At 74.1% G+C, this 16,642-nt stretch carries 11 protein-coding genes; 5 read left to right on the top strand and 6 right to left on the bottom strand.

What is annotated here, in order from left to right; all coding sequences use genetic code 11:
• Positions 1-141: 141 nt before the first annotated feature.
• Positions 142-1,539, bottom strand: a complete 1,398-nt coding sequence (locus tag ABTY56_RS19440; RefSeq protein ID WP_350630155.1) for a hypothetical protein — start codon at positions 1,537-1,539, stop codon at positions 142-144.
• 328 nt (positions 1,540-1,867) lie between these two features.
• Between ABTY56_RS19440 and ABTY56_RS19435 the strand changes: the two genes are divergently transcribed.
• Entirely contained in the window at positions 1,868-4,642 is a 2,775-nt protein-coding gene (locus ABTY56_RS19435; protein WP_350630154.1) for an AfsR/SARP family transcriptional regulator, read from the top strand.
• Between the two features lie 144 nt (positions 4,643-4,786).
• Here ABTY56_RS19435 and ABTY56_RS19430 read toward each other — a convergent pair whose 3' ends face one another.
• From ABTY56_RS19430 to ABTY56_RS19420, 3 genes are all read right to left on the bottom strand, one after another.
• Positions 4,787-5,206, bottom strand: a complete 420-nt coding sequence (locus ABTY56_RS19430) for a TOBE domain-containing protein (protein ID WP_350630153.1) — start codon at positions 5,204-5,206, stop codon at positions 4,787-4,789.
• A gap of 225 nt (positions 5,207-5,431) precedes the next feature.
• Entirely contained in the window at positions 5,432-6,064 is a 633-nt protein-coding gene (locus tag ABTY56_RS19425) for a response regulator (protein ID WP_350630202.1), read from the bottom strand.
• A gap of 50 nt (positions 6,065-6,114) precedes the next feature.
• On the bottom strand, positions 6,115-7,416 hold the full coding sequence (locus ABTY56_RS19420; RefSeq protein ID WP_350630152.1) for a sensor histidine kinase: 1,302 nt from the start codon (positions 7,414-7,416) through the stop codon (positions 6,115-6,117).
• Between the two features lie 292 nt (positions 7,417-7,708).
• Here ABTY56_RS19420 and ABTY56_RS19415 point away from each other — a divergent pair, with 292 nt between their 5' ends.
• Complete coding sequence (locus ABTY56_RS19415) at positions 7,709-9,625, top strand: FtsX-like permease family protein (protein ID WP_350630151.1); 1,917 nt, start codon at positions 7,709-7,711, stop codon at positions 9,623-9,625.
• A gap of 22 nt (positions 9,626-9,647) precedes the next feature.
• On the opposite strand, the gene ABTY56_RS19410 is transcribed toward ABTY56_RS19415, so the two are convergent.
• A complete protein-coding gene (locus ABTY56_RS19410) occupies positions 9,648-10,958 on the bottom strand; it encodes an MFS transporter (protein WP_350630150.1) in 1,311 nt (436 codons plus the stop codon).
• Positions 10,959-11,173: 215 nt separating this feature from the next.
• On the opposite strand from ABTY56_RS19410, the gene ABTY56_RS19405 reads away from it, so the two are divergent.
• Genes ABTY56_RS19405 through ABTY56_RS19395 form a run of 3 tightly spaced genes read left to right on the top strand, consistent with a single transcriptional unit; the run spans position 11,174 to position 14,808 of the window.
• Positions 11,174-12,628 (top strand): condensation domain-containing protein, encoded by a 1,455-nt coding sequence (locus tag ABTY56_RS19405; protein ID WP_350630149.1) that lies wholly within the window; start codon positions 11,174-11,176, stop codon positions 12,626-12,628.
• A gap of 34 nt (positions 12,629-12,662) precedes the next feature.
• The gene (locus ABTY56_RS19400) at positions 12,663-13,790 is read left to right on the top strand and encodes an alkene reductase (protein WP_350630148.1); all 1,128 of its coding nucleotides are present in this window, start codon (positions 12,663-12,665) and stop codon (positions 13,788-13,790) included.
• 49 nt (positions 13,791-13,839) lie between these two features.
• On the top strand, positions 13,840-14,808 hold the full coding sequence (locus ABTY56_RS19395; protein ID WP_350630147.1) for an NAD-dependent epimerase/dehydratase family protein: 969 nt from the start codon (positions 13,840-13,842) through the stop codon (positions 14,806-14,808).
• Between the two features lie 261 nt (positions 14,809-15,069).
• Here the strand turns inward: ABTY56_RS19395 and ABTY56_RS19390 are convergent, their stop codons facing one another.
• A complete protein-coding gene (locus tag ABTY56_RS19390) occupies positions 15,070-16,602 on the bottom strand; it encodes a M1 family metallopeptidase (protein ID WP_350630146.1) in 1,533 nt (510 codons plus the stop codon).
• Positions 16,603-16,642: the final 40 nt, after the last annotated feature.

Raw genomic sequence — 16,642 nt, 5'->3', positions numbered from 1 at the left:
GCGACGATCGGCCGGTCGCCCCGTGGCCGGCCGGCCGATCGTCAAGGAGTGGAAGAGCTCAGTACCGGTGGCGGGTGGACGTTTCCGGCCGGGAGCCGCTCTGTGGCGGCGTTCCGGTCACCCGCCACCTGCCACCGTCGTTCATGCGACGGATCCGGCGGCGGAGACGGCGGTGATGTTGCCGTTGCCGTCCAGCAGCGCGGCGCCGTTCCAGGAGCCGTCCCGATTGCGCTGGTTGTCGAACACCTTCCCGGACGCCAGCGTCTGGACGTGCATGGTCCCGTCCGCCAGCCCGGCAGCCGACACGGCGGTGATGCTCCCGTTGCCGTCCAGCAGCGCAGCGCCGTTCCAGGAGCCGTCCCGATTGCGCTGGTTGTCGAACACCTTCCCGGACGCCAGCGTCTGGACGTGCATGGTCCCGTCCGCGAGACCGGCAGCCGACACGGCGGTGATGTTGCCGTTCCCGTCCAGCAGCGCAGCGCCGTTCCAGGAGCCGTCCGGGTTGCGCTGGTTGTCGAACACCTTCCCGGACGCCAGCGTCTGCACGTGCATGGTCCCGTCCGCCAGCCCGGCAGCCGACACGGCGGTGATGCTCCCGTTGCCGTCCAGCAGCGCGGCGCCCGTCCAGGAACCGTTGGTGTTGCGCTGGTTGTCGAACACCTTCCCGTCAGCCACGGTCTGCACGTGCATGGTCCCGTCCGGCAGAGCCGTGGACGCGATCGCCGTCACACTGCCACTACCGTCCAACAGCGCCGCACCCGTCCAGGAACCGTCCCGGTTCCGCTGGTTGTCGAACACCTTCCCGCCCGCCAGCGTCTGCACATGGAACGTGCCGTCAGCGAGCGCCGCCGTGGCCACCTGGGTCACAGCACCACTGCCGTCCAACAGTGCGGCACCGTCCCACGAACCGTCAGGATTGCGCTGATTGTCGAAGACGTTCCCCCCGGACACCGTGTCCACCCGCATCACGCTGGTGGCGGAACCGCTGATCTTCTTGTACCTGAGCGACTGATAGTTGGCGGCAGGGTGGCCGTCGATCGAGCCGCTGTAGACATTGGCCTGTTCCAACGAGGTCGGCACGCCCCGACGGTGCTCGGCGTAGTACTTGAACGTCCCCGCGGACTGGTCCGTCCATCCGGCGAACAGCACCACGTGTCCGTCGGATATGTCATTCAGGGCGTCACCGGGCTGGAGTTCGGACTTGGTGATCCCGGCGGACACGCCCGGCAGGCTGTCCGTCGTCAGGCTGCTGGTGAGCTGCCAGGCCATGGAGATGAACCCCGAGCAGTCCTCGCGGTACCGACCGCCCGTCGCGTCGTCGGCCCACCAGCCGTAGGGGGAGCTGAGCCCGTTGGCGCTGTACGGCACCTTCTGGTCGACCCAGTCCTGAGCACGGTTGATCACCTGCTGTCGTGTCACGGTGCCACCGGGCGCCGCCCAGTTGCCGAGGGACCCGGTGGACGTGACCGGTTCGCCGGGCGACACGACCGTGTCAGCCGCAGCGGGGGTCGTGGCCAGGAGGGCTACACCGATCGCCATCGGAACGATCCCTGCGACAGCCGAACGGGACAGCATGCGGGCGGACTTGTGCTTGGGCATCGAACTCCTTGATGAGTGATGGTACGGAGACGGATCCGGGCGGGCGGCTCGCTGCCCTGCTCGCGCTCGGCGGCGCTCGGCGGCGCTCGGCCGGCCTCGCTTCCCGGACGGGACCCGCGTTGTCAGCGGCCGTCCTCCGGACCGCTGATCGCCACCCTGTGATCGTTTCGCCGGGGCGTCATAGTTGACTAATGTTCTGATCACAGAAACTGAGGAAAGACCTGCCCGGGGGGCTGACGTGGGGATTCGCTTCGGGCTGCTAGGCCTCTTGAGCATCGAAGTGGACGGCACCCCGCGGAGCGTGAGAGGCCCGAAGGTGCGCCACCTGCTGGCCCTTCTCCTCGCCGCCGGGGGCGAGACCGTACGGACCGACCGTCTCGTGGAGCTGCTGTGGGAGGGACACCCTCCCCGCACCGCGGTGTCCTCGCTCCACAATCACGTGAACAATCTCAGGAAGGGGCTCGGCCCCTACGGTGCCCGGCTGGTCTCGACGAGTGCCGGCTACCGGCTGGTGCTCGAAGACGGAGAGCTCGACACCGTGGCGCTGACCGCGGCGGCGAAACGGGTCCGCGCGCACCACGCCCGCCAGGACTGGCCGTCCGTCACCACGGAAGCCGAAGCGGCCCTCGCGGCCTGGGGCGGCGAGCCGTTCGCCGAGTTCCCCGCACTCGCCGAGTCGCCCGAGGCGGCCCGGCTCCGCGAGACGCGCCTGAACCTGCTGGAAGGGCTGTTCGCCGCCGGGCTGGCCACCGGCCGCCACCGCGACCTGGTGGCCGACCTGACCGCCCTGGCCGCCGAACACCCGCTGCGCGAGGCCTTCCACGCCCAACTCATGCTGGCCCTGCACGGCAGCGGCCGCACCGCCGCGGCCGTGGAGGTCCACCGGAGGCTGCGCGCTGCCCTCGCCGAGGAGCTCGGCCTCGATCCGGGGCGGTCCGTACAGGAGGCCCACCAAGTCATCCTGGCTGCCGACCACGCCACCCATCGGCCCGCTGCCGGGAACACGCCCGCCCGAGCGCTGTCCCAGCTCCCCCGCCCCGTCGCCACCTTCGTCGGCCGCCGACACGAGCTCGGACTGCTCACCTCCACCCTGGCCAGGCCACACGGAGCAGGCTCAGCCGACGCCGACGGGCTCGTTCCAGCCGTGCTCATCTCGGGCATGGGGGGCGTCGGGAAGACCGCCCTCGCCCTGCACGCAGCCCACGCCCTGCGCTGCCACTACTCCGACGGCGGCCTCTACGCCGACCTCAACGGCTTCTCCGCCGTTCCCGCGCGTGAGCCCCACGAACTGCTCGCCCGGTTCCTGACCGACCTCGGCATCGACAACCGGGACCTGCCCGAATGCCCCGACGACCGGGCCGCCCTGTTCCGTGCCACCCTCGCCGAGCGCCGTATGCTCCTGGTGCTCGACAACGCCCGCGACGGCGCCCAGATCGCCCCGCTCCTCCCCGGTTCCGGACAGTCCGGTGTGATCATCACCAGCCGTCGGGCTCTGGCCGGCCGCATCGACGGCGTTCACATCCCCCTGGAGCCGCTCGGCCCCGAGAGCCGGGATCTACTGACGGCCGTCTGCAGCCAGGACCGCATGGCCGCCGAGCCCGACGCGGCCGGACGCATCATCGCTGCCTGCGGAGGCCTTCCGCTGGCGCTGCACCTGGCTGCCGCCCGGATCGCCAACCGGCCCAACTGGCCGCTCAGCGCCCTCGCGGACCGGCTGGCCGAATCCTCCCGCCGACTCGACGTACTGGCCGTACACGACACCACGGTGCGCACCGTCTTCTCGACGAGCTACCAGGCGCTCCTGGACAGCAACAGGGCCGGCGAGGCCGGCGCAGCGGGCGCCTTCCGCCTTCTGGGAACGTGGCCCGGCCACCCCCTGTCCCTCGAAGCCGCCGCGGCCCTCCTCGGCGAGCCCCTCGATGTCGCCTTCGAGCTGCTCGACGTCCTCGTGGACGCGCAGATCCTCCAGTCCCCGTCCGAACAGGCCTTCGGCTTCCACGACCTCGTCGCCACCTACGCCGCAGAACTCGCGCACACCCACGAGACCGAGCACACCCGTACCGCTGCGACCGACCGTCTCCTCACGTGGTACGCCGCCGCCGTCCACCGGATCGGCGCACTCTGCTGGCCCTACTGCGACGAGGACGAAGCACCGGCCGCTTCCGCGCCGCTGCCCGACATCCGGTCCGCCGAGCACGCACTGGAATGGCTGCGCCGCGAGATGCCCGCCATCCGCGAGGTCGTCCGGCGTTCCATCGCCACCGGCAATCCACACCGTGCCGTCGGCATCGCGATCAGACTCCACGGCTACGGGAACAGCTACTGGTGGGACGGCCACTGGCACGCCATCGTCGACGACGCCCTCTCCGTCGCACCCTCCTGCACGGACCGGAAGACCGTGGCCGACCTCCACGGCACGCTGGCGGTCACCCACCGCCAGGCCGGACGGCACGACCAGTGCCTCAGGCACCTGAACGCCGCTCAAGACCTCTACACCGCCGACGGCGACAAGCGCGGACTCGCCGCCGTCCTGAGCAACAAGTCGCTGCTCCTCAACGAACTCGGGCGCCTCGAAGAAGCCTTCGAGGCCGCACACCGGGCCAACGAGCTGCACCGGCAGGCCGAGGGCCGGGACAGCATGCTCGCGCTCTACAACCTGGCAGGCCTGTACGTGAAGAGCGGGGCCCACGAGGAGGCGGAGCCGATCTACCGCCGGGTGCTCCAGGAGTTCCGCCGGGACAATCTGCCCGGGCCGATCGCCGCCGCCCTCCTCAGACTGGGCGACACGCTGCGAGCCCTCGGGCAGCAACGGGAAGCCCTGGTGGCTCTGGAGGAGGCGCTCGCCATCGCCGAGAGCATCGAGGCCCACGCCGGCATGGCCGATGCCCTTGAGCAGACTGCCAGGGTCCACGCTCACTTCGGGAATCCGGTGGCGGCCCGGGACAGCTGGACCCGTGCCCTCTCACTCGCCCGACAGGCCGGCATCACCCGTGTGACGACCGACAGCCTCAAGGGGCTGGAATCGCTCGCTGCCCTTGTCTGAGCGCCGCCGGCCACGGCGCCGTCGGCCACAGCAGCGACGGCACCGCGCCGCGCCGCCTTCATCGCAGCGGTAACCCGCCGGGGCGTCCACCCCGGCGGGCAGTCCGGCAGTGTCACCCCCGCACGGGCCGCGGCGTGCCCGGGCTCAGACGGTGGCGAGCGAGACCTCGGTCGACTTGATCAGGGCCACGACGGCGCTGCCCTGCGCCAGGGCGAGATCGGCGCAGGCGTCGGCGGTGATGGCCGCGGTCAGCTCGCCGCCGTCCACGGCGACCTTCACGCCGGCCATCGCGGCTCCGCTCGTGACGGCGGAGACGGTGCCGGGGAGCTGGTTACGGATGCTCAGGCCCTCGACGGGGCCGGTGGCCAGGGCGACCTCGGTGGACTTCACCAGGGCCCGCACCCGGCTGCCCTCGTGCAGGCCGAGGTCCTTGACCGCGTCCCGGGTGACCGCCGCGGTGAGGTCGCGGCCGCCGTCCAGCCGGAGCTTGACGGTGGCCATGACCTCGCCCTCGGCCACGGACGTGACCGTGCCGGACAGCTGGTTGCGGATGCTCAGACTCATGACGGGTACCTCGATCTCGGGTCGTCGTGCTGTTCACGGGCTCCGGTCGCGCACCTCCACCGTAGTCGGGGAAAACCGCAGGTCACAGCCTTCGGCGTGGCGCCGGGCAGCTGCCAGGACAATTCGCCGGACACCCTCGCAGCTGCGTGCGGCCCCCGGCGCCGCCGGGAACGCGTCGAGGTCCCGCCGAGGTCCCGCCGGGGTCCCGCCGGGGTCCCGCAGGCGTCACGCCCGGAGGAACTCCAGCACGGCCAGCACCCGGCGGTGCGTCTCCTCGGCCGGCGGCAGGTCCAGCTTCAGCAGGATGTTGCCGATGTGCTTGCTCACCGCCGCCTCCGACACCACCAGCTCCCGGCAGATCGCCGCGTTCGACCGGCCCTCCGCCATCAGCGCCAGCACCTCGCGCTCGCGCGGGGTGAGCCGTTCCAGCGGGTCCCGGCGGCGGCGCAGCAGTTGCCGCACCACCTCCGGGTCCACCACCGTGCCGCCGCCGGCCACCGCGGCGACCGCCGCCACGAACTCCTCGATCTGCCCGATCCGGTCCTTCAGCAGGTAGCCGACGCCGCGGCCGTCCCCGGCGTCCAACAGCCGTGCCGCGTAAGCGCGCTGGACGTACTGACTGAGCACCAGGACCGGCAGCCCCGGGATCCGCTCGCGCAGCTCCAGGGCCGCCCGCAGGCCCTCGTCGGTCTGGCCGGGCGGCATCCGGACGTCCGTGACGACGAGGTCCGGCCGGTGCTCCCCGACGGCCGCGACCAGCGCCCCGGCGTCGCCGACGGCCGCGACCACCCGGTGCCCGAACCGCGCCAGCAGACCGACCAGCCCCTCGCGCAGCAGCACGCCGTCCTCGGCGACCACCACCCGCAGGCCCTCAACCGTGCCCTCCGGGCCCACCGCCGTCGATCCGCTCATCCTCGCGCCGCTCCTCGGTCGGTCGGGGCGCAGGGGATCTCCACCCGCACCAGGGTCGGTCCGCCGGGCGGACTACTGACCGTCAGTGTGCCGTCCACGACGGCGATGCGGTCGGCCAGCCCGGTCAGTCCGGTTCCGCGCTCCGGGTCGGCGCCGCCGCAGCCGTCGTCCCGGACCTCGACCGTCAGCCGCCCGCCGACGTACCGCCCCTCGACCGTCGCGGTGCTCGCGCCGCTGTGCTTGGCGAGGTTGGCGAGCGCCTCGGTGACGGCGAAGTAGCCGGCCGACTCGACCGGTGCCGGGAGCCGTCCGGGCAGGTCGAAGCGGGTGGTGACGGGGATCGGCGAGCGGTCCGCGGCGTCCGCGCAGGCCTCCGGGAGGCCGTGGTCGGCGAGCACCTGCGGATGGATGCCGTTGATCAACTCCCGTAGTTCGGCGAGTACTTCGCCCGCCTCCCGCTGGGCCTCGGCCAGCCGCCCGGCCAGCGGGCCGTCCGCCGGCGCGTCCAGCCGGGCCAGCCCGAGCACCATCGTCAGGGCCACCAGCCGCTGTTGGGCGCCGTCGTGCAGGTCGCGCTCGATCCGGCGCCGCTCCGCCTCGAAGGCGTCCACCAACCGGGCCCGGGAACGCACCAGTTCGCCGATCCGCTGCTCCTGCGCACCCGGTGCCAGCACCAGCCGGACCAGCGCCGCCCGGGCTGCGGCCACCACCGCCAGCGGGTAGGCGACCAACGGGAGCAGCAGCAGTCCGGCCAGCCCGAGCAGGGCGGCCAGCGGTGGCGAGTGCACCTCGGCCACCTTGAGCACGTTCACCTGCTCACCGTCCAGCAGGAGCAGCGGCAGCGCGGCGATCAGGTAGCCGGGCACGGCGAGCACGCAGCCGACCACCGCCAGGTCGACCGGCCACAGGACGAACGCGGCGAGCAGGGTGAAGCCCAGATCCCGCCAGGTCGCCTGCTCGCGGTAGCGCAGCCGCAACCACGCCGCCAGGCCGGGGCGTTCGGGGACGAGGTGCGGATCCGGGACGCGCCCGCCGTCCAGGAAGCGGACCAGCCGGCGCTCCCAGGCCGCGACCGGCAACCCGGCCAGGGCCAGCGCCGCCGCCAGGGGCAGTCCGACCAGCAGCACTGCCAGGACTCCGGCGACCAGCCCCGACAGCAGCAGCCCGACGCAGAGCAGCAGCCCGCTCACCCCGGTGGCCAGCAGGTACCCGGCTGCCCGCCAGGGGGCGGCGGAGCGCACGAAGCCCGCGCGGGCCACCGGCCCCCAGACGCTCCCCGCGCCCTGCCCGTCTCCCACGCCCCGCCCGCGCCCCGCGACCGTCCCGACCGCCGTGCCCCCGCCCACCGTGCCCCTCCAGTCCCGGGCGACCCACCCGCACCTGCCGCGCACCTGCCGCGTGCCCGCCGCCCACCCTAGGCAGTGCGCCGGCGCCCCGTCGGTAGGGCCTGGCCTACCTTCCACCCCGGGACGCCCCAGGACGCCCCCGGGGCCGTCCCAGGGCCGTGCCGTACGGGTAGGGCCTCCCCTACCGTCCGGAGTAGGTCCTGGCCCGCTGACCGCGTGCGCCCCGACCGGTTCGCTGGACGCCATGAGAATGCTGCGGATCGCGCTGACCTCACTGACCACGCGCTGGCCCTCCCTGCTCGGCGCCTTCCTCGCCCTCGCACTCGGCGTCGCGATGACCGCCGTGATGCTGCTCGGCCTCGCCGCCGCGGTCGACGCACCCTCCGGCGGCGGGGAGTTGGTCTCGCTGGTCGCCGTGCTGGGCACCGCCGGCGGGGTGAGCGCCTTCGTCTCGGCGTTCGTGGTCGCCTCCACCTACTCCTACGCCGTGGTCCGGCGCCGCCGTGAGCTCGGTCTGCTCCGGGTGGCCGGCGCCACCCGCGCGCAGGTCCGCCGGACGGTGCTCGCCGAGGCACTGCTGCTCGGCGCCGCCGCGTCCGCCGCCGGCTGCGGGCTCGGCCGACTGGGCGCGCCGGCGCTGCTGCGGTGGCTGGCCGAGGTCGGCATGGCCCCGCCGGGCTTCGCCCCGAGCGGGTCCGCCTGGCCGCTGCACGCCGCGTTCTGGACCGGCCTGCTGGTCGCCCTCGGCGGGGTCGCGGTGGCCGCCCGGCGGGCGGGCCGGGTCGGCCCGCTGGACGCGCTGAGCGCCGCCGACCTCGACGCCGGAGTGCTGACCCCCGGCCGCCTGGTGCTCGGCATCGGCCTGTTGCTCACCGCGGCGGCGCTGGCCGGCACCGCCCTCGCCACCGACCCGGCCGACCTGCTGCACCGCAAGACCTACACCACCCAGCCGATGTGGCTGATCTGCGCGTGCGGCCTGCTGTCGCCGCTGCTCGCGCCGCCGCTGATCCGGGTGCTCGGCCGGCTGCTGCCCGCCCGGATCACCGGGTACGCGGGCCGGCTGGTGCGCGCCAACGCCGGCTCCGCGTTGCGCCGGACGGGTGCCGTGGCGGCGCCGGTGCTGGTGGCGGTGGCGCTGACCGGCTCGCTGGCGGGTGCGCTGGACACCGTCGGCGCCGCCCGCGCCGCCGAGGCCGACGCCCGCACCGCCGCCGATCTGGTCGCCGTCCCCACCCTGGCCGCCGTCCCCGCCCGCCCGGCGACGGGCCTGGTGACGGCCCTGCGCGCCGTCCCGGGCGTGGCGGCCGCCTCCGCGACGGCGCCCACTCCGCTGGCCCTCGTCGAGCCGGACGGCGTCACGGTCCGCACCGAGGCCCGCGCCGCCGACCCGGCCGGCCTGACGGCACTCGCCCGGCTCCCCCTGCTCGCCGGCACCCCCGCTGCCCTCGCCGACGACTCCCTGGTGCTGCCCGCCGAGTGGGGCCGTACGGTCGGCGAGCAGGTGCCGGTGGTCCGGGCCGACGGCAGCCGGACGTCCCTGCGGGTCGCCGCGGTGCTGCGCGACGGCCTCGGCGACAACGGCCTGTACGTCACCGCCGCCAACGCCCCCGGCGCCCGCGTGGACCGGATCGAGCTCCGGCTGGCCCCCGGCACCGACCGCACGGCCGCCCTCGCCGACGCCCGCGCCGCCGCCCGGCCGTACGGAGCGACGGTGCTCGCCCGGGCCGACTGGCTCGCCGTCACCGCACCCCCGACCGGCCGGATCGTCCGGCTGCGGACCGTCCTGGTCCTCGGCCTGGCGCTCGTCTACACCGGGATCGCGCTCGCCAACACGCTCCTCACCACGACGGCGGACCGCCGCCGCGAACTCGCCCTGCTCCGGCTGGCGGGCGCCACCCGGGCCCAGGTGGTGCGCCTGGTGACCACCGAATCGGTGCTGGTCGTGGCGGTCGGCGCGGCACTCGGCTGCGCCGTGGCCGCCACCCAACTCGCCACCATGCACGCCGCGTTGACGGTGCTCGGCGTCCCCGCCGGCTGGCCGCTGCCCTGGCGCCCGGTCGGAGTCGTGACCGCCGGCGCCCTCCTCCTCGCAGCGCTCTGCACCGCCCCCGCCGCAGCCTGGACCCTCCGCACCCGCCCGGTCACCGCCGCCGCCCGCTGACCGCCGCGCGGCGCCCGCCAGCTCAGCCGACCCCGGCCCCGGCCCGCTTCGACGGCTCGCCCGCAGGGGCAGCGGCCGCAGAAGCCCCGCGGGACGCCGCCGGTCCGGCCGGCGCCGCCAGCCGGCGCAGGCTGGCCCGGCGCTGGAGCGCGCCGAGGCCGACGGTCGCGGCGCCGAGGCCCAGCCAGCCGACCGGGCCGGCCGCCATCACCACGCCGGTCAGCAGCAGCGGGCCCACCGACTTCTGCACCGACTGGGACATCCCGGCCACCCCGAGATAGGAGGCCTGGGCCCCCGGCGGCGCCAGCACGACCGCCAGCTCCCAGGAGCTCACCGACCGCATCAGCTCCGCCAGGGTGACCAGCATCGCCGCGGCCAGCAACGCGATCGAGGCGGTCCAGGGCCCGCCGCCGGTGGCGAGCACGATCAGCAGGCAGCTGCCGAACAGCGTCGCCCCGTACCAGCCCACCGCCGCGGCCGCCCCGCGCGGGCCTTCCGCCAGCGCCGAGACGCGCAGTTGCAGCAGCACCACGAGCACCGTGTTGAGGACCAGGAAGACCGGGACGACGGCGTGCAGCGCACCGGTGTGGTGGACGAGCCAGAGCGGCAGGCCGACGTTGAGGATCGAGTCGTCCAGGTTCAGCGGCATGTCCAGCAGGACGAACAGCAGGTAGCCGCGGTCGCGCCAGGGGCTCGGCGCGACGGACGGGACCGCGGCCGGCTCCGCCCCGGAGTCCGCCGCGACCAGGCCGCGCCCGGCCGGCTCCCGGGTGCGCCAGACCAGGACGGCGGCCAGGACGAAGGAGAGCCCGTTGGCCAGGATCAGCGCGCGGTAGGCAGCCGTGGTGCCCACCGCGAGGCCGATCGCCGCGACGCCCGCGCCGAGCGCGTACCCGGCGTTGGCCACGCTGCGGAACAGCGCCTGGTACGTGGCGCGCCGCTCGCCCGCGACCCGGGTGGCGAACAGCATCTCCAGGGTCTTGGCGGCCCGCTCGGCCAGGCAGGTCAGGGCGACCACGGGGAGCAGCGCGCCGAAGTCGTCGACCACCAGCAGCAGGCCCATCGTCCCCAGCCGCAGCAGGTGGCACCCGATCAGCAGCCACCGCACCGGCACCCGCTCGGCGGCCCGCCCGGCCAGCGGCGATCCGGCGATCCCCGCCACCGCGCCCACCCCCAGCAGCAGGCCGAGCTGCCGGGCGTCCATCCCGCAAACGTAGGTGAAGTAGAGCACCGAGGCCGCTGCCCACACCCCGGTCCCGGTCCGGTCGACGCACTGCGCCAGCAGCATGATGCGCGCGTCCCGGCCGCCCGGAGGCTTCCGCAGCTGCGCCATCAGTCCGTTCCCCCGCATGGCAGGCCCCCGTTGCGTGATCGACATCAATCTCGACATCAAGATACTTCACATCAAGACAACCATGGAACCCCCCTCCCCGACCGACCGGACCCTCGACGCACGGCGGGCGGTGCGCCACACTCTCCCCAGCAGCACCCGCGCTCCCAACGCACCGGCACCGACGTCACGACCACCGCCCAACGGAGAGCCTCACGGTGAGTACTCGTCAACTGCTGGAGATCGTCCTCTCGTCCGGCCGGTCCGGATCCGGCCCGGCCACCTGGGGCCAACAGGCCATCTGGGACGCCGTACGCCGCCTGACCCCCGCCGACGCGCCGCGCTACAACATCACCACCGCCGCGCCGCTGGACCCGGGGCTGCCGCTGCCCGTCGTCCTCGGCGCACTGGAGCAGCTGCTGCGCCTGCACGACTCGCTGCACACCCGACTGCTCCCCGGCGAGGACGGCACCCTGCGCCAAGTCGTCGACCCAACAGGCACGTTGGGCGTCGAGGTGCAGTCCGCCGCCGAGGGCGAGGACCCGGCACAGCTCGGCGCCCGACTGCACGAGGAGCTTGCGGCGCGCCCCTTCGACACCGCCGCGCAGTGGCCGATCCGGGTCGGCGTGGTGACGGCGGACGGGCCGGCCCGGTACCTCAGCCTGGTGCTCTCCCACACGGCGGTCGACGGCTCCGGGATGAGCCGACTGGTCGCCGACCTCACCGCACTCAGCCTCGGCCACTCGCCCGAGCGGCTGGCAGAGCTGCGCGAGCCCGCCCGACAGCCGCTGGAGGAAGCCGAGTTCCAGCGTTCGGAGCGGGGCATCCGGCGCGACACCGCCGCCCGCAAGCAGTTCGTCCGCAAGCTGCGGCTGGGCCCGCCCCGGCTGTTCCCACCGACCCCGGAAGCCCCCGCCACCGAAGGCCCGGCCCCGTTCCCGAACGCGGTGCTCCGCTCACCCGCCCTGCCCCGGGCGGTCGAACAGGTGGCGGCGGCCCACCGGGTCAGCACCTCCTCCGTCCTGCTCGCCGCGGCCGCCGCAATGACCGCCGAGCTCGCCGGGCGGACCGAGGCCGTACTGAACGTGGTCGTCAACAACCGCTTCCTGCCCGAGCTGACCAACGCGGTGAGCGTGGTCGCGGGTGACGGCCTGTTCCATCTCCCGGACGCCACCGGCGAGTTCGGCGAGCTCGTGCGCCGCACCCACGCCGCCGCGATCGGCACCTACCGGCACGCCTACTACGACAAGCTCGCCCTGGCCGGCGAGATCGGGCGGTTGACCGCCGACGGCGTCGAACTCGGCGACCGCTCCTGCGTCTTCAACGACACCCGCGAACTGCTCCCCGCCACCTCCGACCCCGACCCCGACCCCGACCGGACCACCCTCACCTGGCCGGTGGAGTTCGAGCCGCGTCCCGGCCTGACCTACGCCCTGGACGCCCTCCAGTCCGCCGATGCGCTGAGCCTCGCGATGACGGCGAACCCCTCCGTGCTCCCGCGCCCCGCGATGGAACAATTCCTCCACGGCATGGAGGAGTTGATCCTCACCGAAGCGAGCGCCACCGGATCGGGCGGCACCACGACCGCACGGCCCACCCCGAACCCGGCCGCGAACGCGGCCCCCGCCCCGACCCCGGCCGCGGCCACCGCCGGGGAGGCCGCCGACGCTTGAACCTGACACCGGTGTCAGGTTCTACCGTTCCGGCATGACCACCACCACGGAATCCCTGCTCAGCCCGTACCGCCTCGGCTCGCTCGACCTCCCCAACCGCCTCGTCATGGCCCCGATGACGCGGTACCGGGCAGCCGAGGACGGTACGCCGCTGCCCGTCGTCGCCGAGTACTACGCCCAGCGCGCGAGCGCCGGCCTGATCGTCACGGAGGGCATCTGGCCCAGCAGCCGCGGCCAGTCCGGCTGGCACCTGCCGGGCCTGGAGACGCCCGCGCACGTGGCCGGCTGGCGCGCGGTCACCGAGGCCGTGCACGCGGCCGGCGGGCGGATCGTCGCCCAGCTGATGCACGGCGGCCGCCAGGGCCACCCGCTCAACCGGCTGCTGGGCGACCTGCCGGCCGGCCCGTCCGCCGTCATGGCGCCGGGCCCGGTGCACGTCAGGGACGGCGGCAAGGCCGAGGCCGTCACCCCGCGCGAGTTGACCCGCGAGGAGATCCGTCAGGCGATCACCGACCACGTCGACGCCGCCCGCAACGCGCTCGCCGCCGGCTTCGACGCCGTCGAACTGCACGGCGCCAACTCCTACCTGATCCACCAGTTCCTGGCCGACAACACCAACCTGCGCACCGACGAGTACGGACCCCGCACGCTCACCGACCGCCTGCGCTTCCCGATCGAACTGGTCACCGCCGTCGCCGACGCCATCGGCCCCCACCGCCTCGGCCTGCGGCTGTCGCCCGGCAACCCGCAGTTCGGCATGGTCGAGACCGACCCGGCACCGGTCTACCGGGCGCTGCTCGCCGAACTCGACGGCCTCGGCCTGGCCTACCTCCACCTCACCGACAACGACGACTACCCGGCCCTGGCCGACCTGCGCCCCCGCTGGTCCGGCCCGCTGATCGGCAACGTCGGCGAGAACCGTGCCGCCACCGACCGCGAACGCGGCGAGGCGGTACTCGCCGCCGGACTCGCCGACCTGGTCTCCTACGGCCGCGCGTTCATCGCCAACCCCGACCTGCCGGAACGGTTCGCCGCCCACGCCCCGCTCACCCCCGTCGACCACACCCACCTCTACGGCCAGACGGCCACCGGCCTCACCGACTACCCCGGGCTCACCGACCGGTCCGCGGACCACCCGGCACCCACCGACCGGACCCGCTGACCGACCGAACCCGCGCGATCCGGTCGACACCGGGCCCTAGCCTGTCGCCATGCGGATCCTCGTCCTCGGCGGTACCTCCTTCGTCGGTCGCGCGATCGTCGACGACGCCCTGCACAGCGGCGCCGAGGTCAGCCTGTTCAACCGCGGCCGGACCAACCCCGGCCTCTTCCCCACCGCCCGCCACCTGATCGGCGACCGCGACACCGGCGACCTCGACGCCCTGGGCGACGGCCGGTGGGACGCCGTGGTGGACGTCAGCGGCTACCGCCCGCGCCAGGTCGACCAGGCCGTGGCCACCCTCGGCGACCGGGTCGGCCGCTACCTCTACGTCTCCAGCCACGCGGTGTACCGGCGCGCAGGCCTCGCCCCCGGCTCGGACGAGTCCGCGCCGCTCCGGGCCCCGCTGCTCGACGCCGAGCACCTCACCGCGGAGACCTACGGTCGGCTCAAGGTCGCCTGCGAGGAGCGCGTCACCGCCCGCTACGGCGGCCGGGCGACCATCGTGCGGCCCGGCAAGGTGGCCGGGCCGCACGACGAGCACCGCGGACTCACCTACTGGGCGCGCCGGGCGGCGCGCGGCGGGCGGATCGCGCTGCCCGGCCGCCCGGAGCAGCCGGTCCAGCTGGTCGACGTGCGCGACCTCGCCCGACTGGTGCTCCGGCTGCTCCGGGACGACCGGCCGGGGGCGTTCCACGCCGTGGGCCCGGCCGAGCCGACCACCCTGGGCGGGCTGATCGCCACCTGCGCCGAAGTCGCGGGCACCGAGGCGGACATCGTCCCGGTGCCGCCGGAGACGGCCCCCGGGCCGTTCTTCCCGCTGGTCCGGGCGGAGCCGCTCTGGCCCGGCCAGCAGCGCGACCCGGCCCGGGCCCGCGCCGCCGGGCTGCCCGCGACCCCGCTCGCCGTCACCGTCGCCGACGTGCTCGCCTGGGACCGCGGCCGCGGCGAACCGCCGCTCGGCCACGGCTTCACCCCCGAGCAGGAGGCCCGGGCCCTCACCAAGGCGGACCCGCGATGACTCCCGCCCCCGGCGACGCCACCCGGGACGACCGGACGCCCGCCGGCGCGACGTCGACCTGCTCGAACGCCGCAGCCCGTCCGTGAACTGACGGTCCGGGAGCTCATACCCTTCGCCGTCCGCCGCCTCACCCAGCTGCCGGCGGCGGACGGCTCCGGAGCGGCGTGGCCCGACCGCCCGTTCTCGCGCGAACGGCCGCCCGGGCCACGCCCGTCACCTCACCTCACGTGGCCACACCACGCCTCATCGCACGGCCGGGCGTCAGTGCCCCGCGTCGTGCAGGGAGTTGGTCTCCTGGATCTTCTTCCAGGACTTCGGCTCCGCCGGCAGCTGCCCGTCCGCCGTGCCCGCGCCCGGCGCCAACGAGGCGGCCGCGGAGGCAGCGGCCGCCGCCGGGACGGGCCCGGTCGCGGGCTTCGCGGCAGTGAACAGCCAGGTCCGGAAGAGGTCGCCGAGATCCGTCCCGGAGACCTTCTCCGCGTACGCCTGGAACTCCGGGATGGTGGCGTTGCCGTAGCGGCGCTCGGTGGGCCAGCCCTTGAGGATCCGGAAGAACTTCTCGTCCCCGACGGCGTTGCGCAGCGCCTGGACGGCCACCGCGCCCCGGTCGTACACGGCACCGGAGAACTGGTCGTCGGGGCCCGGGTCGCCCGGCTTGACGGTCCAGAACGGGTCGCCGGCCGGATGCGAGGCGTAGACGTAGTCGGCCAGCTCCTGCGCGGTGCCCTCGTTCTCGTGCTCCGACCAGAGGAACTGCGAGTACCGGGCGAAGCCCTCGTTCAGCCAGATGTCGCTCCAGCGCGAGAGCGAGACGCTGTCGCCGTACCACTGGTGGGCCAGCTCGTGGACGACCACCGAGGTGTTGGCGCCGCGCGCGAACTGCCGGGGGCTGTAGAAGACCCGGGTCTGGGTCTCCAGCGCGAAGCCGGTCGGGACGTTGGGGACGTAGCCGCCGACCGAGCTGAACGGGTAGTCGCCGAAGTAGCCGCTCAGCCAGTCGACCAGCTCGCCGGTGCGTTCGACGCTCGCCCTGGCCGCGTCCGCGTTGTCACCGAGGTCCTTGCTGTACGCGTTGTAGACCGGCAGCCCGCTCGGCGTGGTGTCCGTCGTGACGTCGAACTTGCCGACCGCGATCGTGGCCAGATACGTCGCCTGGGGCTTGGTCTCGCGCCAGCTGTAGCGGGTCCAACCCGCCTGGGAGGAGGTGCCGGTCAGGGTGCCGTTGCTGATCACCTGGTTGCCGTCGGGCACCAGCACCGAGACGTCGAAGGTGGCCTTGTCGCTCGGGTGGTCGTTGCTCGGGAACCACCACCAGGCCGACTCCGGCTCGCCGGCCGCCACGGCGCCGTCCGGTGTGCGCAGCCAGGCGGTGAAGCCGTACTTCTTCACGGTGGACGGCACGCCCTTGTAGCGGACCACCACGGTGGCCTGGCTGCCCTTGGCGAGCGGCCGGGCGGGCGTGACCTCAAGCTCCTGCTCGCCGCTGGTGGTGAAGGCCGCGGGCCGCCCGTTGACCCGGACCTCCGAGACGTTCAGCGCGAAGTCGAGGTTGAACCGGGAGAGGTCCTGGGTGGCGGTGGCCAGGATGGTGGTGGTGCCTTCGAGTTCGTCGGTGGCGGGCTGGTACTTCAGCCGGATGTCGTAGTGCGAGACGCGGTATCCGCCGTTGCCGTAGGTCGGGTAGTAGGAGTCGCCCGCCCCGGCCGCGCCGGGTTGGAAGTCGGATGCCGAGGCGGGAACGGCCAGGAACAGGCTCAGGGCGCTGGCAGCAGAGACGATCAGCCTCTTGCGCACGTGGTCCTCCAGGGATCACCGGAACGATGGGTCGGATCGA

Origin of the sequence: Kitasatospora sp. NPDC097691, assembly GCF_040302665.1 — a bacterium.
Taxonomy (GTDB): domain Bacteria; phylum Actinomycetota; class Actinomycetes; order Streptomycetales; family Streptomycetaceae; genus Kitasatospora.
This window is presented reverse-complemented; position numbering and strand designations above follow the sequence as displayed.

Coding starts and splice junctions, on each gene's coding strand:
- ABTY56_RS19440 (WP_350630155.1), bottom strand. CDS start 1,539: ATGGCGATCGGTGTAGCCCTCCTGGCCACGACCCCCGCTGCGGCTGAC.
- ABTY56_RS19415 (WP_350630151.1), top strand. CDS start 7,709: ATGAGAATGCTGCGGATCGCGCTGACCTCACTGACCACGCGCTGGCCC.
- ABTY56_RS19410 (WP_350630150.1), bottom strand. CDS start 10,958: ATGGCGCAGCTGCGGAAGCCTCCGGGCGGCCGGGACGCGCGCATCATG.
- ABTY56_RS19400 (WP_350630148.1), top strand. CDS start 12,663: ATGACCACCACCACGGAATCCCTGCTCAGCCCGTACCGCCTCGGCTCG.
- ABTY56_RS19395 (WP_350630147.1), top strand. CDS start 13,840: ATGCGGATCCTCGTCCTCGGCGGTACCTCCTTCGTCGGTCGCGCGATC.
- ABTY56_RS19430 (WP_350630153.1), bottom strand. CDS start 5,206: ATGAGTCTGAGCATCCGCAACCAGCTGTCCGGCACGGTCACGTCCGTG.